Genomic DNA, 23700 nt, shown 5'->3' on the forward strand with positions numbered 1-23700 from the left:
CCCCTGTTCTGCTTCTACAATCGCTAAGGCTGGCTTCGGATTGATCGGCCGACCTGCTGCAGGGCCTCGAAGGCCGCAAAGCGCTTGTCGTTCCAGGTTGCCAGGGCCGTGCGGGGTGGATGTATTTCTCCCAGCACCGACATCGCCTCCATCGCCTGGCCGACATTGGCATGATCGCCGGAAGCCACCGATCCAAGCATCGCCGAGCCGAGCAACACCGGCTCCGGAGATACCGAGGCCGCAACCGTCAAGCCGGTCGTATCGGCGAGCACCTGCCGCACCAGGCGGCTCTGGGCCGCGCCACCGCTGACGACGATCGTGTCGATGGCGATGCCTTTGTCCTGCTGGGCGCGCACGATCTGCCGCGCGCCGTAGCCAAGGCCGCACAGGCCGGCGAGATAGAGGGCGAGCAAGCTCTCCAGGTCCGCGCGCATATCCAGCCCGGCGATCAGCGCACGCGCATCGGGATCGGCGAAGGGCGCGCGGTTGCCGAGGAATTCGGGCACGACATGAAGCTCGCCGACCAGTTCCCTGATCATCTCCGCACCGCCGCGCGCGTCCACCTGGGAGGCGAGCCAGTCGGCGAGCGTCCGCTGATCCAGGCGTGCCGCCTGTGTCGCCTGTGCGGAATGGGGATGCATCTGTATGAGATGGTCGATGGCTGCACCAGCGACTGACTGTCCGCCCTCGTTGAGCCAAAGCCCCGGCACCATGGCCGAGAAATAAGGCCCCCAAACGCCGGAAACGAACGTCGGCTCCGTCGTTGTCGACATGGTGCAGGCAGACGTTCCGAACACATAGGCCATGCGCGTGAGCGCCGTCCCGGCAGTTCCGCGCGCGCCGACCGTGCCGACACCGCCGGCATGCGCGTCGATGAGGCCAGCCGCAACCGGCGTGCCCGACTTCAGGCCAAGGTCGGTCGCGGCCTCCGCCGTCAGGCCGGCAGCCAGGCGTGTGCCGCCGGGCACGATCTCGGTGCCGATCCGGCGAAACTGCTCGTCGGCCAGCGTGCCGAGACCGACCGAGCGAAAGAAGCCGGCATCCCAGCGATCTTCGTGGCCCAGATAGGTCCACTTGCACGTGACGGTGCAGGCGGAGCGAGCAAGGCTCCCCGTGGCGCGCCAGGTGAGGAAATCGGTCAGGTCCATGAACTGCCAGGCGTCCGCAAAGCTGCGCGGCATGTTTTCGGCAAGCCACAGCAGTTTCGGCGTCTCCATCTCGGGCGAGATCGTTCCGCCGACATAGTCGAGAACTCTCGCGCCGGTGCGGTTGATCCGACGGGCCTGATCGACGGCGCGGTGGTCCATCCATACGATGATATTGCGGGAGGGATCACCGGACGGACCGACGGCAAGCGGCGAGCCGCCGCTGCCCAGCACCACCAGGGAGCAGGTGGCATCAAAGCCGATGCCGGCAATGCTGTCAGGCGCGATGCCGGCCTTTCCGACCGCGCCGCGCACGCTGCGGCATACGGCACGCCAGATGTCCTCGCTCGACTGCTCGACGATGTCGCCGGCTTCGCGCCAAAGCGTGATGTCGGCCTTGTCGGTGGCGACAAGCCTGCCGGAGCGATCGAAGACGCCGGCTCTTGCGCTGCCCGTGCCGACGTCGATGCCGAGAAAATGACTGACCACCCGCGGATCCCTTCACGATGAAGCGTTACAGATCGTTGCTCTGCGGCAGGATCACGAGGTCGCGGATCGTGACGTTTCGCGGACGGGTCAACATGAAGAGCACCGCCTGTGCGACTTCGGTCGGCTGGATCAGTCCACCTGCCGCCATTTCCGCCTCGAGCTTCTCCTTCGGCCAGTCGCTGATGAGCGCGGTCACGACCGGGCCGGGCGCCACGGCGCCGACGCGCAGGCCGTATTTGGCGACCTGCCGCCGCACGGTATGGACAAAAGCCTGCACGGCATGTTTCGAGGCGGTGTAGATCGGCTCCCAGACGACGGGGACGAGACCGGCGATCGAGCTGGTGACGATGATGTCACCGCTCTTGCGCTCGACCATGTGGGGCAGCACCGCGTGGATGGAGCGGAACAGCGCGTTGACGTTGAGGTTGAGCATGCGGTCCCAGGCGTCGGGATCGCCGCCAAGCACCTCGCCGCCGACATAGGTTCCGGCATTGGCATGGAAGATGTCGAGCCGCCCTGCCCGTTCCAGCACCTTCGGCATCATACCGGCGATATCAGCAGCGTCAGTCAGGTCGATACGCAGCGGGATCGCGTTGTCGCCAAGATCGGAACAGACGCTTTTCAGAGCATCCTCCGCCCGGTCGACCAGCACGACGCGCGCGCCGGCTCCGATCATCGTCCTGGCGCATTCGAGACCGATGCCCGAGGCGGCGCCGGTGATCGCGGCAACTTTTCCTGCAAGTTCCTGGCCCACGGTCGGTCCTCTTGTTGGTGTTGTCTAGAGCCCTTTCCGTTTCGATGGAAACGGGGCTCTGGATTCTTGTTTTGACGCGTTTTCTTGACGCGAACCGGTATCCACTTCGCTTGAAAACGCTCTAGGCGCGGCCATGGGAGACACGCGAGCGTCGCGCCAGCGAGTCGACGATGACCGCAACGGCAAGCACGGCGCCCGTGATCATGTACCGAAGCGACGAAGAGAGATCGAGCAGCGTGAGGCCGCTGGCGATCGACTGGATGACGATGATGCCGAGCAGCGCGGAATAGGCGCTGCCGCGGCCACCAAACAGGCTGGTGCCGCCGATGACCGCCGCTGCGATGGCGTTGAGGTTCACGTCTCCCGTCCCGGCCTGCTGGCTGGACGATGCGAGCCGCGCGGCGGCAAGGATACCGCCGGCGGCTGCCAGCGTGGAGCACAGCATGAAGGCGCTCGCATGGATGCGGCGAACGTTGATGCCGGCACGACGGGCGGCCTCGCGATTGCCGCCGACCGCGCTCATCGAGCGGCCCCATTTGGTCCGCTTCAGCGCGTAGTTCATGACCGCGCACAAGCCGACGAACAGGCCGAACATCCACGGAACGCCCCGCGCGAGATTGAGATAGTAGACGACGAATTCGAGCACGATGACAGCAAGCGCACCCTTCAGCAGAAGGCGACCGAGCGAACTTGCAGACAGTCCCGCCGCTCGCCTGCGCGCGGCCATGCGGTAGCCCGTCGCGAATACGACCACGCCGGCGAGCGCCGCGAGCGCATAGGACACGATCGGCGGCATGACCAGCATCTGGCCGAAATTGACCAGCGGCGATCCGTAAGGAAGGTTGATCGAGCCGGTCGAGCCGAGCAGATAGAGTTGCAGGCCGAGCCACGCCAGCAGGCCTGACAACGTCGAGACGAAGCTGGGCATGCCGAGGCGATTGAACAAAAAGGCATAGAGGGCGCCGATCGCGGCGCCCAGCACCAGCGCCGTGACGATAGCCAACGCTACGGGCCAATCCTGATTGACCCAGAGCACGCCGACCAGCGCCGAAGAGAACCCGCTCACCGAGCCGACCGAGAGGTCGATCTCGCCGACCATCAGGATACAAACGATGCCGAGCGAGATGACGCCCACGGTCGAGCAATCGAACAGTAGATTGACGAGATTGTCCGGCGCCAGGAAGACCGGGTTGAGGCTCTGGAATGCGGTGCAGATGATCAGCAGGCCGACCACCACCGGCAGAGAGCCGAGGTCGCCCGACCGCACGCGGTCGACGAAGGCGCCGACCGTGCCGCCGAGCGTGTCCGCATGCGCGACGCGCTCGTCGCGACGGTCCAGCAACCGCGCCGTCGAAACCTGTTGCGTATCGTCGGTCATATCGGCACCTCCCGCGATGGCTGCGCGCCGCGTCGGCTCGCGCGCCGGGAGACCGAGTTCTCGTCGGCCCCCGTGATGGCGGTGACGAGATCCTGGTTGGAGACGTCAGGTCCGAACTCGCCGTTGTTGCGGCCGAGGCGCAGCACCACGATCCGATCGGCGACGGCGCGCACGTCCTCCATGTTGTGACTGATCACGATGACGCCGAGGCCGCGGGCACGCACGCGCTCGATCAGGTCGAGCACCTCCGCGGTCTGCGCGACGCCGAGCGCTGCGGTAGGCTCGTCGAGCAGGATGAGCTTCGGTTCGGTCAGCAGCGAACGTGCGATCGCCACGGTCTGACGCTGTCCGCCCGACAGCGACGCAACGGGTTCGCGCACGCTGGGAATGCGGGCCGACAATTCGTTGAGCAATGTCCAGGCCCGGATTTCCATCGACACTTCGTCGAGCCTCACGGGATTGAGCTCGCGGCCGAGGAAGATATTGGCGACCACATCGAGGTTCTCGCAGAGTGCCAGATCCTGGAAAACGGTGGCTATGCCGAGACCAAGCGCCGTGGCCGGATCGGACAGGACGACATGTTCGCCGTCGAAGGCGATCGTCCCGGAGGTGGGCTGGTGCACGCCGGCCAGAATCTTCACCAGTGTGGATTTTCCGGCGCCGTTGTCACCGACGAGCGCCACCACCTCGCCGGCATGCACGTCGAGGTCGACGTCGGCAAGGGCGGACACGGCACCGAAATTCTTGGAAATGCCGCGCAGCCTCAGGACCAGTTCGCCTGGCCCCCCCTGCGGGTGATCGACATCCGAGATCGTGGACATGGCCGCGTCCGCCTTCCCTTCGTTCATCCCGGCCGCATTGAGCGGCCGGGATGCTGCTTCGCTTACTGCGTGATGCCGAGTTTCTTGCATCCGGCGGCGTATCTGCCCGTGCAGAGCTGATCGGCGGTCTGGATCTTCTTGTCGATGATCTCCGCCTTCAGGTTCTGCGCGGTCACGACAGCCGGAATGAACAGCTTCGAGGGCGTATTATACAGCGTGGTTTCCGCCTTGGGCGCACCGCCCGAGAGGAATTCCACCGCCGCCTGGGCCGCGGCGGCTGCAACGATCTCGCTGGGCTTGGAGATCGTATTGTACTGATCACCGGCGATGATGAGCTGAAGCGCGGCGATCGTCGCATCGTTGCCGGTCACCGGAGGCACCGGATCGACACCGGCGGCCTTGAGAGCGGCAATTGCGCCACCGCCCGTACCGTCATTGGCGGCGACGACGCCGAGGATCTTCTTGCCGAAGCGGGTGACCTGGCCGCTCGCCCATTGCTGCGCCTTGGGCGGCGCCCAGTCCGGCGTGTCATATTCGGCGAGGATCGGATAGCCGCTCTTGTCGAGGCCGGCGTGGATACCCTTCTTGATGAGTCCCGCAGCGGCATCGGTCGGCGATCCATTGATCTGGAGCACCCCTTCACCCTCCTTCGGCGTGACCTTGGCGTCCTTCAGATGCTTGACCAGCGATTCCGAGATGGCCTTGCCGATGCCTTCATTGTCGAAGGAGACGTAGAAGTCGGCCTTGGCGTCCGGGATCGGGCGATCATAGGCGATCACCTTGATGCCCTGGGACTGTGCCATCTTCACCAGTGAAGCGGCCGCGGCCGAGTCGACCGGATCGAGCACGATCACCTTGGCGCCCTGCGAGATCACCGAGTTGAATTGCTGCTGCTGGCGCGCGGCGTCCGCACTGGCATTCTGATAGACGACCTTGCAGCTGCCGCAGAGTTTCTTCATCTCGGCGGCAAAGCCTGGATAGTCGTGCTGTTCGTAGCGGGTCGAGGCCTGGTCGGGCATCAGGAAGGCGACGGTCGCATCCTTCACCTCCGCGGCACGCGAGGACATGGCCGTTGCGCCGAGTAGCGACAGGGCGAGAGCGGCAGAGCAAATGGTCTTGAGCGAGGGCTTTGTCATTCGGACTTCCCTTTCGGAAACTGGGTGTTAAAGTGCTGCTCGTGGATCTCTTCGAGACGCGTCATCCCTGCTTCCGCAGCCGGATGACGACGGCGCTCAGCGCCGATACCCTCCGAAGCCACGCGGAATTTCCGGACAGACGATCTCCTTCGCAGGCCGCCATCGGCGCGCCCGCGTCATTCTTCCCGTAATCGTCCTCCTCCCTTGCTCCTCCCGGTTAGGCGGCGCGTGCCGCGTTGATGTTGTCCGCCAGCAACCGCCTGAAGCGCGAAGGCGGCATGCCCTTCTCGGCCAGGAACTGGCGGTTGAAATTGGAGAGATTGTTGAATCCGACCTGGAAGCAGATGTCGGTGATGGACGCATGCTCGTCGCTCATCAGGATCTGGCAGGCGAGATTGATGCGGAGCCGCTTGACGTATTGCACCAGGGACATCCCCGTGTGCCGGCGGAACGAGCGCGAAAACGCGCTTTGCGACTGGCCGGCGATCGCGGCGAGATCGGCTTCGCTGAACGGCTGCGTCAGGTTCTCGCGGATGAAGGCGAGCGCCTTGTTCATGCCCGCCGACATGTAGCCGGACGGATCTGGCAGATAGTTCGGGCTGGAGAGCGGCAGCGCGCCTCGGGCGCGGCAGAGCGTCCCCAGAATCATCATGAACAGCTCGATCCGGCGCACGCCCTTCGCTGACACGATCTCCTCCATCAGCGGGACAAGCTCCTTGCTCGTGCTGCCGGCAAAGAGGACGCCGCGTCGGGAGGATTCCAGCAGCGCGGCGAGACCCGACAGCTCGGGCATCAACCTCATCGTGTCGCCGATGAATTCTTCGCTGAACTGGATGATGCGTCCGCGCAGCGGGATCGTCATTTCCGCCGGCACGTCGCTCACCCAATTGTGCGGCAAGTTGGGCCCAGTGAGCACGAGATTGCCCGGCTCGAACTGGCCGATGAAATCGCCGACGAAATAACGGCCGCTCGTCGCCACGACCTGATGAATTTCGTATTCCGGATGAAAGTGCCACCTGACCGTGTGGAAGGGATAGCCGTGCGACCAAGCCTTGAACGACTCGCCGCGCCGAATCTGGACGACTTCCAGGTCTGGTTCCATATCCGTTCCCTCCTGGGCCGGCCCGTTTATGAACGTCTGGGCTTGTCCCCGATGGCTGAATTTTGCTCAGCTCTAGCTATTGGTCGAAACCGTATCGGGTGGCAGACGCTGCCGCCACCACGATTCAGATGCCGAACCGATACTCTTTTGACATTCGTTGGCCGGGCGCCGCAATATCGGCCATGTCGAAGCCTGGCTCCCTACTCCAGGCTCTCCACCCGGCGCAGGCTGGGAAACAGCTTCATCCAGAGCAGCGCCACCGCGACCGTGCAGACGCCGCCGAGCACGGCCGCCGGCATGGCGCCGAACAGGGCTGCCGTCACGCCGCTCTCGAACTGGCCGAGCTGGTTCGAGGCGTTGATGAAGAGGAAGTTGACCGCGCCGACGCGGCCGCGCATCTCGTCGGGGGTGGCGAGCTGCACCAGCGAAAAGCGGATCACGACGCTGATCGTGTCTGCGGCGCCCAAGACGGCGAGCGACAGCACCGACAGCCACATCCAGGACGACAGCGCGAACACGATGGTGGCGATGCCGAACACGATCACCGCCTGGAACATGCGCAGGCCAACGTGCCGTGTAATCGAATGGCGCGCCAGGATCGTGGTCATCAAGAGCGCACCAACCGCCGGTGCGGCGCGGAGCACGCCGAGCCCGACCGGGCCGGTCTGGAGGATGTCGCGGGCATAGATCGGCAGCAGCGCGGTGACGCCGCCGAACAGCACCGCGAACAGATCGAGCGAGATGGTGCCGAGTATCGCCGGGCTCTGGCGGATGAAGCGGACGCCGGCGAAGATGTTGTCCTCGTCCGTCCCCTCCTTGGCGACCGCCTGCGGGCGCGGCTGGATGAACCCGGTCAGGATCATCCCGACAATCCAGAACACCAACATCAGGGCATAGGCCAGATGCGGCGCGATCGCGTAAGCAAAGCCGCCGAGTGCGGGCCCGGTGATGGTCGCGACCTGACCGGCCCCGCTGGCCACCGCCGTCGCGCGCTGGAGCGATCCTTGCGGTGCGATCAGCGGCAGCAGCGCCGCGGTGGTCGGGCTCTCGAAGGCGCCGGCAATGCCGAGCACGAAGGTCGCGATGAAGATCTGGACTTCGCTGACCGCGCCGAGATAGGTGATCGCGGCAAGATAAAGCGCGGTCGCCGCTTCCACGAGCTGGCAGAGCTGGACCACACGCTTGCGCTCGAAACGATCCGCGGCATGCCCGGCGACGAAGACGAGCAGTGCCGTCGGCGCGAACTGCACGAGCCCGACCATGCCGAGGTCGAAGGCCGAGCCGGTGAGGTCGTAGATCTGCCAGCCGATCGCCACCGCCGCGATCTGGCTGGAAAAGCGTGACAGGCTGCGCGAGAGCAGGAAGAACAGGAAGGCGCGATGGCGGAGAAGCTCACCGGCGCTGACCGGCGGACTGACGGATACTGGCTGCTCAGACATCGCCTGTTCGGTCACGCTCGGATGGTCCGCCCCTGACGTCGGTAATGCTCCCCGGGTGGCCGACACGGACCTGGATGTCAACAGCGGGACGGCGAGCAACATTCCCGGCATTGCCTTTGCAACGCACGCGCGGCCATAATCATTGGGGGTTTGGGGACATCATGCTGCGGCTGCAATCGACACTCGGCGTTTTCGCATTGCTGCTGATCGCGTTTGCGCTCGCGGAGAATCGCCGCGCGGTCTCGTTGCGCCAGGCGCTGGTCGGTTTCGTCGTCACCTTCGCCACCGCGATCGTGCTGTTGAAGGTGCCGTTCGTGGCGCATGCCTTCGGCGCCATCAACGACGCGGTCGGCGCCATCTCGGCGGCCTCGCGCGCCGGCTCCTCCTTCGTGTTCGGCTATGTCGGCGGCGGCCCCCTGCCCTTCGACCTGAAGGTGCCGGGCGCCGATTTCATCCTGGCGTTCCAGGCGCTGCCGATCGTGCTGGTCATGAGCGTGCTGACGACGCTGCTGTTCTATTGGCGCGTGCTGCCGCCTGTCGTGCGCGGCATGGCCTGGCTGCTGGAGCGCACGCTCGGGGTCGGCGGCGCAGTCGGGCTCTCGACCGCCGCGAACATCTTCCTGGGCATGGTCGAGGCGCCGCTGTTCGTGCGGCCCTATCTGACGCAGATGTCGCGCAGCGAATTGTTTCTGGTGATGACCGGCGGCATGGCCGGCATCGCCGGCACCGTGCTGGTGCTCTACGCGACGCTCCTTGCTCCTCTTATTCCCGATGCGGCCGCGCATTTCGTCATCGCCTCGGTGCTGGGCGCGCCGGCCGCGATCCTCGTCAGCCTGATCATGATCCCCGAGACCTCCGACAAGCGCACCGGCGGGGCGCTGGAGGACCCCGAAATGGCGGTCTCCGGCACCATGGACGCGATCGTGAAAGGCACGGGCGCCGGGATCGAGCTGCTGATCAACATCGTCGCGATGCTCCTGGTGCTGGTGGCGCTGGTCTATCTCGCCAATGCGGTGCTCGGACTGTTGCCTGATATTGGCGGCGCCGCGATCTCGCTGCAGCGCGTGCTGGGACTGATCATGGCGCCGGTGTGCTGGCTGATGGGACTGCCCTGGGACCAGGCCGTCACCGCCGGCAGCCTGATGGGCACCAAGACCGTGCTCAACGAGCTCGTCGCCTATGTCGACTTCTCGAAGCTGCCGCCTGGCACCCTCGATCCGCGCTCGCGCCTGATCATGCTGTACGCCATGTGCGGCTTCGCCAATTTCGCCAGCCTCGGCATCATGATCGGCGGGCTCGGCGTGATGGCGCCGGAGCGGCGCGACGAGATCAACGCGCTGGGTCTGAAGTCGATCGTGTCGGGGACGCTGACGACGTGTCTGATGGGGGCTATCGTGGGGGTGTTGACGTAGGTATCTCTCCGACCGTCATTCCGGAGCGCGACGAAGTCGTGAACCCGGAATGACGGGCGGAGAGACTTGCGCTCTACGCCTTCAACTCGACCGTCCTGAACTCCGCCGGCAGGATCACTTCCAGCAGTTCGACGTCGTCGGAATAATCCAGGATCATGTGCTTGATCTTCGGCGGCTGGGTCCAGGCGCTGCCTTCCAGCATCATCGTCTCGCCCTGCCCGTCCATGTAGGTCTTCACCCAGCCCTTCAGAACATAGACCATCTGGAAGTCGACGTCGTGGAAGTGCAGTTTTGAGACTTCAGCCGGATCGCAGGGACCTTGCAAGCGGATGACATGAGCTTGCGCCAAGCCATGGCTCGCGGCGGCGATACCGAGGTCGCGGTACTTGGCGTAGGCGCGCAGGCCGTCGGCTTTGAAATCCTCCTCGCGGTGATGGCTGATGGCGATGCGCTGCTTGCGGCGTGCGGGCTTCTTCGTCGCGACCCTGGCTGTCGTCGCGCGCGCTTTCGACTTAACCGTCTTGCGCGCTGATGATCGGGCCGCGGGCTTGGTGCCGCTACGCTTCTTCACCGCGGTTACCGCTGCGCTACGCGATTTTGTTTTCTTGGCCATGGGCCGCCTCCCTGTTGTTATGGGGGGAGGCTAGCACAGAAACGGAAGCCGTAGGGCGGTTGGCCGCAGGCGTACCCCGCCGCCCTTCAGACAGCGGCGGATGCGCTTCGCAACTGCGCCCTACGGCATCTCGCCGTCAATGCAGCCGGAACACTCCGTCCACGGCGCGCAGCTCGGCCGGCTTGATCAGCTTGGAATGCGCGACGGTCACCGAATGCAGCGGACCGTCGAGCTTCTCCTGCCAGAACGCGAGGAAGTCGCTCAGCGCGGGGAATTTCGGAAACATGTCGTAGTTCTGCCAGACGTAGGTCTGAAGCAGCGAGGGATGATCCGGCATCCGGTAGAGTATCTGCGCCGTCGTCAGCCCGTAGCCCAACATCTGTTTCCGGAAGTCTTCGGAAACGCCCCCAACCCGCAGTCCCATGCCAACCTCCTTTGCAGGAGCGCATTTCTGGGGTGGCTTGATCCGGTACGCAGCTTACGAGCCACCCGGCGGAGATGCGCTCACATGAGAGAAATGTGACGCAAACTGACAATTCATCTCAAGCCTAAAAGTTTAACAAGTTGTTGAAATTCAATGCTTTAGCAGCAGAGCGCGCACCGTGCTAATACGGCCCCGAGGGGGCCTCGGAGAGGCCTCCGGCATTCGGTTAACGATGGTAAAGAGATTCTGGCAGGCGGGCCTTCAGAGCGCCAATTTTTCTGCTAGAAGCCCTTGCCCCCGCAAATTTCCTGTCCTATTTCAGCTCCGCCTGCGCTAGCACTCGCTGGCGCAGATTGCTAACACGTTGAAATCATCAACTCGTGCAAATGCTTAGGAGAGCTGCATGAAATTCCGTCCGCTTCACGACCGCGTCGTGGTCAAGCGCATCGACGCAGAAGAGAAGACCGCCGGCGGCATCATCATCCCCGACACTGCCAAGGAAAAGCCCTCCCAGGGTGAAGTCGTCGCCGTTGGCCCGGGTGGCCGCGACGAAGCCGGCAAGCTGGTTCCGATCGACCTGAAGGTTGGCGACCGCGTGCTGTTCGGCAAGTGGTCGGGCACCGAAGTCAAGATCGACGGCGAAGACCTGCTGATCATGAAGGAAAGCGACATCATGGGCGTCCTCGACGTCCCCGCTTCCAAGAAGAAGGCGGCCTAACAGCCCCTCTCTCCCTCCAGTCATACACCTCAAGGAAAAATCCAGATGGCAGCCAAAGAAGTCAAATTCTCGGTTGAAGCGCGCGACAAGATGCTGCGCGGCGTCGACGTTCTCGCCAACGCGGTGAAGGTCACGCTCGGTCCGAAGGGCCGCAACGTCGTGCTCGACAAGTCGTTCGGCGCTCCCCGAATCACCAAGGACGGCGTCACCGTCGCAAAGGAGATCGAGCTCGACGACAAGTTCGAGAACATGGGCGCGCAGATGGTGCGCGAAGTCGCCTCGAAGTCCGCCGACGCGGCCGGCGACGGCACCACCACCGCGACCGTGCTCGCCCAGGCGATCGTGAAGGAAGGCGCCAAGTCGGTTGCCGCCGGCATGAACCCGATGGACCTCAAGCGCGGTATCGACCTCGCGGTCGAGGCCGTGGTTGCGGACCTGCAGAAGAACTCCAAGAAGGTCACCTCGAACGACGAGATCGCCCAGGTCGGCACCATCTCGGCGAACGGCGACCAGGAGATCGGCAAGTTCCTCTCCGACGCCATGAAGAAGGTCGGCAACGAGGGTGTCATCACCGTCGAGGAAGCCAAGTCGCTCGAGACCGAACTCGACGTCGTCGAGGGCATGCAGTTCGACCGCGGCTACATCTCGCCCTACTTCGTCACCAACGCCGACAAGATGCGCGTTGAGATGGACGACGCCTACATCCTCATCAACGAGAAGAAGCTCTCCTCGCTGAACGAGCTGCTCCCGCTGCTCGAGGCCGTGGTGCAGACCGGCAAGCCGCTGGTCATCGTCGCCGAGGACGTCGAAGGCGAGGCGCTCGCGACCCTGGTCGTGAACCGTCTGCGCGGCGGCCTGAAGGTCGCGGCCGTCAAGGCTCCGGGCTTCGGCGATCGCCGCAAGGCCATGCTGCAGGACATCGCGATCCTGACCGGCGGCCAGGCGATCTCGGAAGATCTCGGCATCAAGCTCGAGAACGTCACGCTCAACATGCTCGGTCGCGCCAAGAAGGTGATGATCGACAAGGAGAACACCACGATCGTCAACGGCGCCGGCAAGAAGGCCGACATCGAGGCGCGCGTGGCCCAGATCAAGGCGCAGATCGAGGAGACCACCTCGGACTACGACCGCGAGAAGCTCCAGGAGCGTCTGGCCAAGCTCGCTGGCGGCGTCGCGGTGATCCGCGTCGGCGGCGCGACCGAGGTCGAGGTGAAGGAGCGCAAGGATCGCGTTGATGACGCGATGCATGCGACCCGCGCGGCCGTCGAGGAAGGCATCGTCCCGGGCGGCGGCGTCGCCCTGCTCCGTGCCTCCGAGCAGCTCAAGGGCCTGCGCACCAAGAACGACGACCAGAAGACCGGCGTCGAGATCGTGCGCAAGGCGCTGTCGGCCCCCGCTCGCCAGATCGCGATCAACGCCGGTGAAGACGGCTCGGTGATCGTCGGCAAGATCCTGGAGAACAAGGCCTACAATTACGGCTTCGACTCCCAGACCGGCGAATATGCCGACCTCGTCAAGAAGGGCATCATCGACCCGACCAAGGTGGTCCGTACCGCGATCCAGAACGCAGCTTCGGTTGCGGCCCTGCTGATCACCACGGAAGCCATGGTCGCCGAGCTGCCCAAGAAGGGCGGCGCCGGTCCCGCGATGCCCCCGGGCGGCGGCATGGGCGGCATGGACTTCTAAGTCCGGCCATTCAGGCAAGATACGAAATGCGAAACCCCGGCAGCGATGCCGGGGTTTTTGCTTGGGGGCACACTCTCATCCCGCCTTCCCCAGACGCTCCGCGCGGAGCTCGCCTTCGGAATCGAGCGACCAGAAGATTCGCGTCACCTTGCCGACGAGATTGTCCATCGGGATGAAGCCCATCGCCGACATCATGCGGCTGTCGGTCGAGTTGTCCCTGTTGTCGCCGAGCGCGAAGAAGTGGCCAGGGGGCACGGTGTAGACCGGCGTGTCGTCGAGAAATCCGCCGTCGATGCAGTCGTAGGTGACGTAGCTCACTCCGTTCGGCAGCGTCTCGCGCCAGCGCTTGACCTTGGCACCGACCTCGCCGCCGCAGGCGGAGCCGGCGAACGCCACCTTCAGCGCGACGCGCGCCACCGGGATCTCGTTGAGGACAAGCTGCCCCTGCCGCATCTGGATGCGGTCGCCGGGAAGCCCGACGACGCGCTTGATATAGTCGACCGTGGTGTCCTTCGGCGTCGTGAAGACGACGATGTCACCATAGGCGGGATCGGCGGCACGGAAACGGCCGGAGATGAACGACGGTGCGAAGGGAATCGAATAGCGGCCGTAGCCATAGGCATATTTGGCGGCGAAGACGTAGTCACCGACGACCAGCGTCGGGGCCATCGAACTGGACGGAATATTGAACGGTTGAAACAGCACGAAACGAAACAGGATCAGCGGTGACCACAGCACGGGCACGAGCAGGATCAGGATGACGATCGCCTTCCACTCGCCGGATTGGGCCTTCGGACGGATGGTGGTCTCAAGAGTAGACATCGCCTGCCCTGTCCGACATGGTTGTGCGCCGAGATTGGCGCAGGCGATGGCGTGCGCAATCCGGTTGCGTCTGATGATCTTGGGTCGCGCCAGCGCGCAGCTGCGTTCAAGACGACGACAATTGTGAAGATGGATGAAGGGCCGCCCGTGGGCGGCCCTTCTGCTTATGCGCTCTCGGGCGCCTTCAGGCGCACGAGCCGGGTCAGGAGAGCATCGAGGCCCTCGCCGCTGCCGGCGTGGAGATCGATGCGGCCGACCTTCTCGACCAGCCGCTCCAGCGACTCCAGCTCCTTGAGCCGAAGCAGCAAGGGGTTCTCCTCCATCAGCCGGGCGGTGTTCAGAAGAGAACGCGTCGCCGCGGTCTCCTCCTGCCGGCGGATCAGGTTCGCCTTCGCGACCCGCTCCGCCTCCACCACCTTGTTCACCAGCTCCCGGATTTCGCCGGGCAGGATCACGTCCTTGACGCCGAGCTCGGTGACCTCGACACCAGATACCGCGACGCGTGCACGCACATAGTCGCGCAGCTCCGCATCCAGCGCCGCCTTCGCAGACAGCACCTCGTCCAGCGTCCGGCCCGCGACCGCCTCGCGGATCGCGAACTGCACCAACCGGTACAGCCACGCATCCACGTCGGGCACGGTCGCGACCGTACGCTCGGGATCGACGACCCGACGGAACGCCGTCAGCGTCACCCGCAGCGCGATGCGATCCTTGGTCAGCATCTCCTGCGCGGTGATTTCAACCGCCTGGGGCCGCAGGTCGAGGCGCTTCACCTCGATCTTGCGACCGACGGTCCAGAAGGCGTGCCGGCCAGGCGCGAGCCGCTCGACGAGCCGGCCCTCGACGTAGAGCAGACCCGCCTCGTGGTTCTCGACCACCGTCTCTGACGTCACGGTCGAGCGGTTACGCTCGATCATGGTCAGATGCCGCGCGTTGACGCGGGGATCGCTCGATACATCGATGCGCTCGACATCGATGCGGGTTGCGACCCTCCAGTAGACGCGCACCTGCCAGGGCGTCATCAGATGCACGGGCCGGCCGTCGAGGCTGACGATGGCGACCTCGTCAGCGCGGGTCTCGACCGCCTCGAACAGCTCGGCGGCCAGATCGGGCCGCGCGGCCTTCAGCACCGCGTAGCGATCCGCGGAGAACTCGGTGCGGACCACATCGAGCACTTCGGCCTTCAGCTCGTGCAGGGGATCGAACAGGCGATGCCGACCGGGCGCGAGAACGCGCACGAGCTGCCCGTTGCGCGTCAGCAACGCGCGCTCGCCATCCTTCACCGTCACGTTCAACATCAGCAAATGCCAGGTCATGGCACGCCTCCTTCGTTGCGCCCGGCGGGATGCCGGACGGCAGTTTTCGTATGCAAAGGAATTGAGGACGCGGACGACGCTTCCCGGGAAATCGGCGGGCCGTGGCTTGAGCTTGCACGATGACGGGCGCACGCGCGCGATCGCGCGACATCTGTCGCGCGGCCATGCGGAGCCACCCGGCATCAGCGCAAGCGGTATCCACCGCAGCGCGAAGCCGGTCTCACAGTGTCAAAGTTCGGACGGAAAGCCTTGCGGCAAAACGGCCGGACTGCGACTGAAGCGCGCGTCCGGTCCTCGTCAGAGGTATCAGCTGTTCAGCCTGAAACGGAGCGCTTGGAGCGGGAATCGAACCCGCGACACGATGATTTCAACGTCACCTGCTCTACCCAACTGAGCTATCCTTTGTGGGACAAGAGACCGGAATCGAACCGATGCCTTCGGGTGTTCAGCCCGACGCTCTCCATGAGCTACATCCTGCTTTCGTCTTCATTCGGCGGAACACGAAACCGGAGACCGGCTCGCGCCAGCCGGGATCTCAACGAGCCCGGACCCATGGCCTAGCGAAGGAGCGCGCTAATAAGGTATGCGCGGAACGTTGGCAAGAGCATCGTTCGAATTTTTTTGTCGCATGCCACGCGCTGTGATGCGCTGAGCACACCAAGACATCGCGTCACTACCGCGCCATCTCCTGGAAACACGCCCTCACCCAGTCGATCGTCACGCGCGTTGCGGCGTCGCGCTTGAGGTGATTTTGCACGAGCAGCCAGGCATCGCGGCGCCTCGGCAGCAGCGTGGCGCGCAGGCGGCGATCGCCGAGCAGATCAGCGCAGACATACTCCGGCAACACGCCGGCGGCCCGATGGGTGCGGATCAAATTGCGGATGACACGAACGTTGTCGGTGACGCAGCGCGCGCGGGCTTTCCTGGTGCGCAGGAATTGCATCTCGGGAATGGCACCCAGCTCGTCCGGATAGGCACAGAGCATCGGCTCGCCCTCGGTCGCAACAGGCTCGAAATAATAGAGCTCGATGTCACCCAGCTTCGAGATCGCAAAGTCGCCCTTGTCGGGCTTGCGCAGGCGAATGGCGAGATCGGCCTCCCAGCGCGAGAACTTCACGTTCTCGCTCGAGGTGAGAAATTGCAGCGTCAGGCCGGGATTGGCGCGCAGGAAGTCGCTCGCGCGCGGCGACAGCACCGCCTCGGCGACCGTGTTGGTGGAGGCGATGCGCAGGCGTCCCATCGGACCTTCCAGGCTCTCACTGAGGCGGCCGATCTCGGCGGCATGCGCCGCCATCGCCTCGACATGCGCCAGCACCGCTTCGCATTGGCGTGTCGGCCTGCGGACGCCATCGGCGGCCTCGAACAAGCGAAGGCCGAGGGCGCGCTCGATGCGCGACAGCCGACGCCCGACCGTGGTCTCGTCGATGCGCAGCCGCGCACTGGCACCGGCATAGGTGCCCTCGTCCCTGACGGCGGCGATGATGCGGAGGTCGTCCCAGTTCATGGGGCGAGGCTACATCGCTTGCCATAACCCTGCAATATCGCAGCCACCCGCTGCAATATCCCTGCATATCGGCAGGCAGCCCCGGCGCTATGCTGGCCCGGCCATTCGTCCTCAAGGATTACCAAGACCATGACCGCCGCAAAGACCCTGCTCCAGCTCGCCGGCGCCGACCTCAACCCGCCGCGTCTTGCCGACGCCGCGCTGGTGCTGATCGACATCCAGAACGAATATCTCGCGGGCCCCCTCGCCCTGCCCGACGCCAGGCCCGCGATTGCGCGGGCGGCCGCGCTGCTGGCAACGGCGCGCGAGGTTGGCGCCCCGATCATCCATATCGCCCATCGCGGCAAGGCGGGCAGCCTGTTTGATCGCAGCGCCGACCGCGGCGCCATCGTCGCCGAGCTCTCGCCCCGTGCCGGCGAGCTCGTGATCGAGAAGGAGCTGCCCAACGCCTTTGCCGGCACCGATCTCAAGGCGCGTCTCGACGCGACCGGGAGGAAGAACATCGTGCTGGCCGGGTTCATGACGCATATGTGCATCAGTTCCACGGCGCGGGCCGCGCTCGACCTCGGCTTTCGCACCACTGTTGATGCCGATTCCTGCGCCACGCGCGACCTGCCCGACGGCCGCGGCGGCACGCTGGATGCGCGGACCATTCATGAGGTCGCGCTCGCCGAGCTGTCCGACCGCTTCGCGATCATCGCGCGCGGCGATGCGCTGAGATAACGGAGCAAAGCGATGCTGCAACTCTATTTCTCACCGATGGCCTGCTCGCTTGCGAGCCGAATCGCGCTGATGGAGGCAGGCCTGGATGCGCACTATCATCCGGTGTCTCTCTGGACGAAGACGCTCGTGGACGACGATAGCGATTTTCGCGGCATCTCGCCGAAGGGCGCGGTGCCGGTCCTGGTGCTGGAGAACGGCGAGTGCCTCACGGAGAGCGCGGCGGTGTTGCAATACATCGCCGACGCGAAGCCCGAGCGCGGCCTTGCACCGCCCCCTGGCGATGTCGATCGCTACCGCCTGCAGGAATGGCTGAGCTTCATCGGCACCGAGATCCACAAGGCGTTCCTGTTTCCGACCTTCTGGTACAAGGATGACGGCTCGCTCGCCAAGCCGCGCGCGCGGATCATGCAGACGTTGTCGGTACCGTCCGCACATCTGACGGACCGCGAATTCCTCGTTGGTCGTCGCTTCACCGTCGCGGATGCCCATCTCGCCTGGGCCCTGCTGCTGCTTCGTCCCGCGGGCGTCGACATCGCACAATGGCCGTCGCTGGCAGCCTATCTCGAACGCATGCAGGCGCGACCCATCGTGCGGGAAGCGATCGCGACCGAGATGGCGCTGCGCAAGACCATGCCGGTGAGCCCTGCGTGACAGGTCACTGGTGGAGGTGACGGCGATTGGGCTAGATCTTGCGACCGACATTTCAAAAACGGGAACAAGATCATGACATCGCATGACGCTGGGAAGATATTGGCAGGCAAGGTGGCGCTGGTCACAGGCGCGGGGCGCGGGCTCGGCCGCGCCTTTGCTGAAAAGCTTGCCGCACTCGGCGCCGACGTCGCCGTCCACGGTATGCGCGAGCACGGGCCGGCGGAGTATGGCGAGGGCACCACGCTGACCGCGGTGGCTGCCGAGATCGGCCAGCAATTCGGCGTCCGCAGCCATCGCGCGCTCGGCGATCTCACCAAGGGCGACGACATTTCGCGCGTGATTGCCGAGGCGGAAGGTGCTCTCGGCCCGATCGACATCCTCGTGCACAATGCCGGCGGCGACATCGCGGCTGCCGGCGGCAAGCCCGATCCGAACGATGCGGTGAACATTGGGGAAGCCGACGTACGCGCGGTGCTGGAGCGCAACCTGCTCTCGACCATCCTGACCTGCCAGGCGGTCGCCAAGGGCATGATGGCGCGGCGGCGCGGGCGCATCGTCACGCTCGGCTCGGTCGCCGCCTTCAAGGGGCGCACCCAGGGCTCGATCTACGCCGTGTCCAAGGCCGGCGTGACCCACTACACGCGATGCCTCGCCGACCAGCTCCGCGAGTACGACATCGCGGTCAATTGCATCGCACCCGGTGACACCCGTACTGGCCGCTTCATCGGCACTCGCGCAGTGGATCCGAACCGAATGGTCGAGAACGGCACGCTCGACCGCATCGCGACCGTCGACGAGGTCGCGCGCGTCGTCGAGTTTTTCGCAGGTCCGATGGGCGCGTTCGTCTCGGGCCAGGTGCTGCGCATCGACGGCGGCGGGCAGTGCTGGCCGGGCTGAACGCCCCACGCGAAACAAGAAAGAAAAAAGGGCCGCAGCGATCGGCCCTTTTTCATGATCGGGAATTGGCGGCGCTCAGTCGACCCGCGCCAGCACCGCGAGCTTGCGGATGCCCTTGTTGCGATAGGCGTCGAGGAACGCGTAGTAATCCTTGAACGACACGCAGCCGTTGGAATCGCCGTTCGGCCCGAGCATGAAGGTGTGGGCGAGCAGGCCGTCGCGGCCGTAGATCGCGTTCTCGCCGCCGATCGGGGTCAGGCGCAGCGCCGGCACACCGTGGAACAGTGCCTCGCGCGGCTTCAGCGTGTAGATGTGTGGCGGGGTCACGCCGCGCATGCGAACGCGCTGCGAGCGCGGATCGTCGAGATTGGAGCCAAGGCCCGAATGCGCCTCCAGCTTGGTGCCATCGGGGAGGTAAACCGTCTTGGCGGTGATGTCATACACCGCAGTGTCGCGCTCATAGGGCGGCGCGCCGCCGAACATCGGGTTCTGCTCCCTGGGCGCGATCGCCGAGGTCACGCTGGCGTCGGCTGAGGCGTAGGCGAGCAGGCCGCCGGAGGGCTCACGCCTGCCCCATAGCTTCTCCACCATCGACTGGCGCGGACCGGTGATCGACATCACCGCGGCCTTGGCGCGATCGGCAAAGGACTTCGGCTTGGCTTCATGCGCCGGCACGATCTGGGCCGGATCGGCCGACGCGAGCTGCACCGGCACCTCCGTGCGCTTGGTCTTCGCGGCGTCCGCGATCTTCTCGACGGCCTTGACCGGGCTCTTCAGCACTTCCGCGACCCTGGCGACGACGGTCGGCTTCGGCGCTTCCTTGGCGGTATCCTTGGCCTCAGCGACCTGAGTCGCAGGCGCGGCGCTCGCAGCGTTCGACTCGACGCCCTGCGTCGCTGCCGCGGCAAAGCGCTCGTTGAACATCTCGCGCGAGATCGGTGCAGCAACCTGGAGCCGGTCGGGCAGCAGCGCAAAGGTTTCCCTGATCGCCTCGCCTGCCTCGCGCAGCGCGACCTTGGGGGCGCGCTTGACCACGGGCTCGTCGTAGCCGGCGGTGCCGACGGTCGGATAGACGCTGGCGGCGAAGATGTTGTTGTAGACGGTCCAGCCGGCCAGCAAGACGCAGCCGGCCACGGCGGCGCCAAGCACGTTTTGGGTGGTCATTTTCCGGGAAGACTTCCGAGAATTTTTCGGCTTCCGTGCCGCGTAACTCTGCGCAGCGATACTCGTACTCATTCGCCTTGCGTCCAGGACGGTGTCACTCAGTCCCCCTTCGAAGTGCCGCTGGTCACGTTCCGGAACCAGCATCTCGCAGAGGGTCGGAGCGTCATTAAGGCGACTTTTAGTTAAATGCGGATTAAGTTCGGGCGGTTGTAGGGCAAGTCGTTAATGCTGTGCCATTTCGAGAAAAAAGCCCGCAGAAGTACGGACTTAGGCGGCACTGTTAACCATAATTCTCGGCCGTTTCAGCATGCTCGATGAACGTCTGCGGCCGGATCTGTAGACGCATCAACCAAGTCATTTTCGTGGTCTTCGATACCCGGAAGATAGCGGGAAAGCGTTGCGCGAGGCTGGCGGGTTCAGGCTCGACCTCCGCTTCGCTCCGCGTGCGCGGCGGAGAGTGGATGGTCCGCCCTGACCGAAAGTTGATCGCGCCAATCTGGAATTGGCCGGGCCCAGAAAATAGCTACGACCTCAGCCTTATGACGCGTGCCGACGCGCTGATGGCGAGGTTGGGTCAACCGAGCCCGACCATCATGGCTGGATCACCAAGTCCGCAGTCGTCAAATGAGAGCCGCACAACAAGATGCGGACCAAGAGCAGTTTGCAGTCAGAGATTATGAATAGACGCGCCCAGATCGTGACGGCCCTCGCCTTCGCTGCCTTGTGGGGAGCCGGCACCTTTACCGCCCACGCCAACGGCCATCTGCAATTTCTCGACCAGTTCGAGGCGACGCTGACCAACCTGCGCACGCTCGCGCGCGGCGTGCAGCGGCCGCCGGATCTCGTCACCATCGTCGCGATCGACGACACCGTGGTGAAGCGCGGCGGCAGCTATCCGCTGCCGCGCGCCGATCTCGCGCGCGTCGTCGACACAATCGTGCAGTTCAAGCCGAAGGTCGTCGCGATCGACCTGCCGCTGGCCGATCGCAGCGCCGCGATCGGCGATGCCACGCTGGCCCACACTCTCGCCACCGGTCCCATGGTGCTGGCGGCCACGGCGATTCTCCCGAGCAAGACCGCGGCGTCCGCCAGCGCCAGACCGTTCGCCACCCTGCCCCAGGCCGAACGCCTCCTGCTGCCGTTGCCTGTTTTCGCCGAGCACGCCGATATCGGCATCGCCAATGTCGCGACCGGGCAATCCGGCTCGCCGCTCTCGGTACCGATGCTGTTCCGGACCGGCGACACGGTCGAGCTGTCGTTTCCGCTGCTGGTCGCAAGCCGCGCGCTCGACCAGCCGCCGACGATCCGAACCGACTATCTCGGGCTCGGCGATCACGCGGTGCCGACCAACACCGACTTTTCTCTGCCCATCACCTATTACGGCCCGCGCCGAACCATCCGCACCGTGAGCGCGCAGAGCATTTTTGACGGCACGCTCGACCGCAAGGCCATCGAGAACCGGATCGTGGTGATCGGCGCTGCCGTTGCAGGCGGCGGTGACAACTTCGCAACGCCGTTCGATTCCCTGATGCCCGGCGTCGAAGTGGTCTCGACCGCGATCACGCATTTGGTCGCCGGCGACAGCATCGTGCGCGACCGCAGGGTTCACATTGCAGATGCGCTGGCCGCGATCCTGCTGCCGATGATGCTGGTGGGCCTGCTCGCCTGGCGACACAGCGCGCTCGGCTACGTTGGGGCTGCCGCGGTGATGATCGCCTGGGCCGGGCTCAATTTGTTCGTGTTCATGCACGGCGTCTGGCTCAACGCCGCGACCACGCTCGCAGCCACAGTGCCGCCGGTTGCGGTCTTCGTCGGCGTGCAGCTGTGGGCGGGCCGTCGTACGCAATATCTCGCCGCCGAGAGCCGATCGCCGGCGCAAACGCAGGCGCCAGCCGTGCAGGAATGACTGGCGCGGGTCGTTAGCTTTTCCTTCTATCCGCCCTTGCGCCTCAGCGGCGATATCCCTCGCCGGTGAAGCGACTGGATTGCCGGACTAGGGCTGCAGCTCGGGTGGCGGCGAGCGGTCCAGCACGTCGCCCCTGGCGCCTTCAAGCAGGTCGATGCCGTAAGTCTCGACCACGAGCGGCCCGCGCTTGCGCTGCAACTCGCCGAGACGCGTTACCTGCGCGAAGAGGTTGTTCAGGAACGGATGGCCGTCGGGGCGCAGTTCGTCGACGTAGAGCAGCTTGCCCGCGAGCAGTTTTGGATCGGGCTCGGGCATGTTGACCCAGCGGATGCGCTGGTTCTGCTGCACCACGCAGGTGCCGCGCGGCAGATAGAAGGCAAGCCAGCCCGTCGTGCCGTAATCCGGCGTGAGCACACAGCTCGCACCGTTGCGAACGCGTTCCGCCTCGATGCCGGCGGCAAGCTCGCGCCAGCCGACGCCGACACTGCGCACCGTCGCATCGCGGCGATAGCCGGAGAGCCAGCCCGTGTTGGCCTGGACGATCAGCGCGACAAACATCACGATGCCGGTGGGCGCAGCCCAACGCAGGCAAAAATCGACCAGCCGCCGCGCCCGCGGTTTCCACTGCACGAGGTTGGCGGCCGCTGCTGCCGCGACGACGAAGGGCGGATAGACCGGTGCGAACCAGTTCGCCTCGACGCGGGCATGCAGCGAATGCCAGACGAAATAGACGACGATGGTCCAGAACATCGTTTCGATCAGCAGGCGCGAGGCCAGTGCGCCGGCGCGGCGCCAGGTCAGTGCGTGCAGGCCCATCGCGCCGAGGATGAAGACCAGCGGCGTTGCGAATGCGATCTGCGTCGGGACCAACTCGGCGATGAAGACCGGGCGAAAATCCTCGATCCTGGCGCGCCCGAGCTGCTTGACGAACGAAACCCAATGATGATCGGCATTCCAGAGGATCACCGGCGAGAACAGTGCCAGCGCGACAAGACCGCCGAGATAGGGCCAGGGCGAGAGGAACCAGCGCCGCAGCTTCGGCACAGCCGCGAGCCAGATCAGGATCGCGGCGCCAAAGAACATCGCCGTGTACTTTGACAGCAGTGCCGCGCCGACGGCTGCGCCGACGGCCAGCCACCAGGCACCGCGGCCGGTCTCCAGCACTTTTGCGAGGAAGAACAGCACGAAGCTGGAAGCCACCAGCAGCGGCGCATCCGGCGTCACGATCAGCGTGCCGACCGAGGCCATCATGGTGACGTTGAGCAGGATGGCGCTGGTCGCCGCCACCCGCGCGCCGCCAAACAGGATCGCGGCCGTGCGATAGATCGCGTAACTCATCGGCAGCGCGAGCAGGATCGAGACCAGCCGGACACCGAGCTCGGTGTCGCCGGCGATCATGGTCCCGGCACGGATGACGTAAGCCACCATCGGCGGGTGGTCGTAATAGCCGCCGGCGAGGCTCTTCGACCACATCCAGTAATAGGCTTCGTCGAAGGTAATTGGCGTGAAGGCCGCCGCGACCAGCCGCAAGGCGACCAGCGCAAGGATCACCAGCGCCGTATTGCGGACGATCCGCGCGTCAGCCCCGCCCATACCTGGA

General features: G+C 65.1%; 20 protein-coding genes, 2 tRNA genes and 1 pseudogene. 7 read left to right on the forward strand and 16 right to left on the reverse strand.

Annotated features, from left to right (window positions below; genetic code table 11):
* Positions 1–23: 23 nt before the first annotated feature.
* The 7 genes from QY049_RS00230 to QY049_RS00260 form a co-directional block, all read right to left on the reverse strand.
* On the reverse strand, positions 24–1634 hold the full coding sequence (locus QY049_RS00230; protein WP_301268569.1) for an FGGY-family carbohydrate kinase: 1611 nt from the start codon (positions 1632–1634) through the stop codon (positions 24–26).
* A gap of 25 nt (positions 1635–1659) precedes the next feature.
* Entirely contained in the window at positions 1660–2388 is a 729-nt protein-coding gene (locus QY049_RS00235) for an SDR family oxidoreductase (protein ID WP_194482016.1), read from the reverse strand.
* 121 nt (positions 2389–2509) lie between these two features.
* Positions 2510–3766 (reverse strand): sugar ABC transporter permease, encoded by a 1257-nt coding sequence (locus QY049_RS00240; protein WP_301268570.1) that lies wholly within the window; start codon positions 3764–3766, stop codon positions 2510–2512.
* Positions 3763–4587, reverse strand: coding sequence for an ATP-binding cassette domain-containing protein (locus QY049_RS00245; protein ID WP_301268571.1), 825 nt, complete (start codon positions 4585–4587; stop codon positions 3763–3765). Before QY049_RS00245 ends, QY049_RS00240 begins: the two co-directional genes overlap by 4 nt.
* 62 nt (positions 4588–4649) lie before the next feature.
* Positions 4650–5723, reverse strand: a complete 1074-nt coding sequence (locus QY049_RS00250; RefSeq protein ID WP_194482013.1) for a sugar ABC transporter substrate-binding protein — start codon at positions 5721–5723, stop codon at positions 4650–4652.
* Positions 5724–5940: 217 nt separating this feature from the next.
* Entirely contained in the window at positions 5941–6825 is an 885-nt protein-coding gene (locus QY049_RS00255) for an AraC family transcriptional regulator (RefSeq protein ID WP_194482012.1), read from the reverse strand.
* A gap of 200 nt (positions 6826–7025) precedes the next feature.
* Complete coding sequence (locus tag QY049_RS00260) at positions 7026–8264, reverse strand: MFS transporter (RefSeq protein WP_258766399.1); 1239 nt, start codon at positions 8262–8264, stop codon at positions 7026–7028.
* A 161-nt stretch (positions 8265–8425) separates the two neighbouring features.
* Between QY049_RS00260 and QY049_RS00265 the strand changes: the two genes are divergently transcribed.
* Positions 8426–9676, forward strand: a complete 1251-nt coding sequence (locus QY049_RS00265; protein WP_301268572.1) for a NupC/NupG family nucleoside CNT transporter — start codon at positions 8426–8428, stop codon at positions 9674–9676.
* Positions 9677–9749: 73 nt separating this feature from the next.
* Here QY049_RS00265 and QY049_RS00270 read toward each other — a convergent pair whose 3' ends face one another.
* Positions 9750–10289 carry a cupin domain-containing protein gene (locus tag QY049_RS00270; protein WP_258766397.1) on the reverse strand — a complete coding sequence of 180 codons (540 nt, stop codon included), beginning with the start codon at positions 10287–10289 and terminating at the stop codon, positions 9750–9752.
* Between the two features lie 136 nt (positions 10290–10425).
* Positions 10426–10713 carry an usg protein gene (locus tag QY049_RS00275; RefSeq protein ID WP_194482008.1) on the reverse strand — a complete coding sequence of 96 codons (288 nt, stop codon included), beginning with the start codon at positions 10711–10713 and terminating at the stop codon, positions 10426–10428.
* 403 nt (positions 10714–11116) lie between these two features.
* Between QY049_RS00275 and groES the strand changes: the two genes are divergently transcribed.
* Together groES and groL are read left to right on the forward strand one after the other, a co-directional pair.
* Positions 11117–11431, forward strand: a complete 315-nt coding sequence (groES, locus tag QY049_RS00280; RefSeq protein WP_128951016.1) for a co-chaperone GroES — start codon at positions 11117–11119, stop codon at positions 11429–11431.
* Between the two features lie 45 nt (positions 11432–11476).
* On the forward strand, positions 11477–13117 hold the full coding sequence (gene groL, locus QY049_RS00285; protein WP_060736470.1) for a chaperonin GroEL: 1641 nt from the start codon (positions 11477–11479) through the stop codon (positions 13115–13117).
* Positions 13118–13192: 75 nt separating this feature from the next.
* On the opposite strand, the gene lepB is transcribed toward groL, so the two are convergent.
* From lepB to QY049_RS00310, 5 genes are all read right to left on the reverse strand, one after another.
* On the reverse strand, positions 13193–13939 hold the full coding sequence (gene lepB / locus QY049_RS00290) for a signal peptidase I (protein WP_301268573.1): 747 nt from the start codon (positions 13937–13939) through the stop codon (positions 13193–13195).
* A 164-nt stretch (positions 13940–14103) separates the two neighbouring features.
* A complete protein-coding gene (locus tag QY049_RS00295) occupies positions 14104–15255 on the reverse strand; it encodes a slipin family protein (protein WP_301268574.1) in 1152 nt (383 codons plus the stop codon).
* A gap of 333 nt (positions 15256–15588) precedes the next feature.
* Positions 15589–15656: transfer RNA gene (locus QY049_RS00300), tRNA-Gln, on the reverse strand.
* A 4-nt stretch (positions 15657–15660) separates the two neighbouring features.
* Positions 15661–15733: transfer RNA gene (locus tag QY049_RS00305), tRNA-Phe, on the reverse strand.
* 195 nt (positions 15734–15928) lie between these two features.
* Positions 15929–16759, reverse strand: coding sequence for a LysR family transcriptional regulator (locus tag QY049_RS00310; protein WP_301268575.1), 831 nt, complete (start codon positions 16757–16759; stop codon positions 15929–15931).
* A 129-nt stretch (positions 16760–16888) separates the two neighbouring features.
* On the opposite strand from QY049_RS00310, the gene QY049_RS00315 reads away from it, so the two are divergent.
* The 3 genes from QY049_RS00315 (at position 16889) to QY049_RS00325 (ending at position 19030) form a co-directional block, all read left to right on the forward strand.
* Positions 16889–17482 carry a cysteine hydrolase family protein gene (locus QY049_RS00315; RefSeq protein ID WP_301268576.1) on the forward strand — a complete coding sequence of 198 codons (594 nt, stop codon included), beginning with the start codon at positions 16889–16891 and terminating at the stop codon, positions 17480–17482.
* A 12-nt stretch (positions 17483–17494) separates the two neighbouring features.
* Entirely contained in the window at positions 17495–18133 is a 639-nt protein-coding gene (locus QY049_RS00320) for a glutathione S-transferase N-terminal domain-containing protein (RefSeq protein ID WP_301268577.1), read from the forward strand.
* Between the two features lie 72 nt (positions 18134–18205).
* On the forward strand, positions 18206–19030 hold the full coding sequence (locus QY049_RS00325) for an SDR family NAD(P)-dependent oxidoreductase (RefSeq protein WP_301268578.1): 825 nt from the start codon (positions 18206–18208) through the stop codon (positions 19028–19030).
* Positions 19031–19105: 75 nt separating this feature from the next.
* Here the strand turns inward: QY049_RS00325 and QY049_RS00330 are convergent, their stop codons facing one another.
* Positions 19106–20194, reverse strand: a complete 1089-nt coding sequence (locus QY049_RS00330) for a DUF2778 domain-containing protein (protein ID WP_301268579.1) — start codon at positions 20192–20194, stop codon at positions 19106–19108.
* 676 nt (positions 20195–20870) lie between these two features.
* On the opposite strand from QY049_RS00330, the pseudogene QY049_RS00335 reads away from it, so the two are divergent.
* Positions 20871–22097: pseudogene (locus tag QY049_RS00335) on the forward strand (CHASE2 domain-containing protein); the annotation flags it as partial.
* Positions 22098–22187: 90 nt separating this feature from the next.
* Here the strand turns inward: QY049_RS00335 and QY049_RS00340 are convergent.
* Entirely contained in the window at positions 22188–23693 is a 1506-nt protein-coding gene (locus tag QY049_RS00340) for a glycosyltransferase family 39 protein (protein WP_301268580.1), read from the reverse strand.
* Positions 23694–23700: the final 7 nt, after the last annotated feature.

Source organism: Bradyrhizobium sp. WYCCWR 13022 (assembly GCF_030435535.1).
In the GTDB taxonomy this organism is placed as follows: Bacteria; Pseudomonadota; Alphaproteobacteria; order Rhizobiales; family Xanthobacteraceae; genus Bradyrhizobium.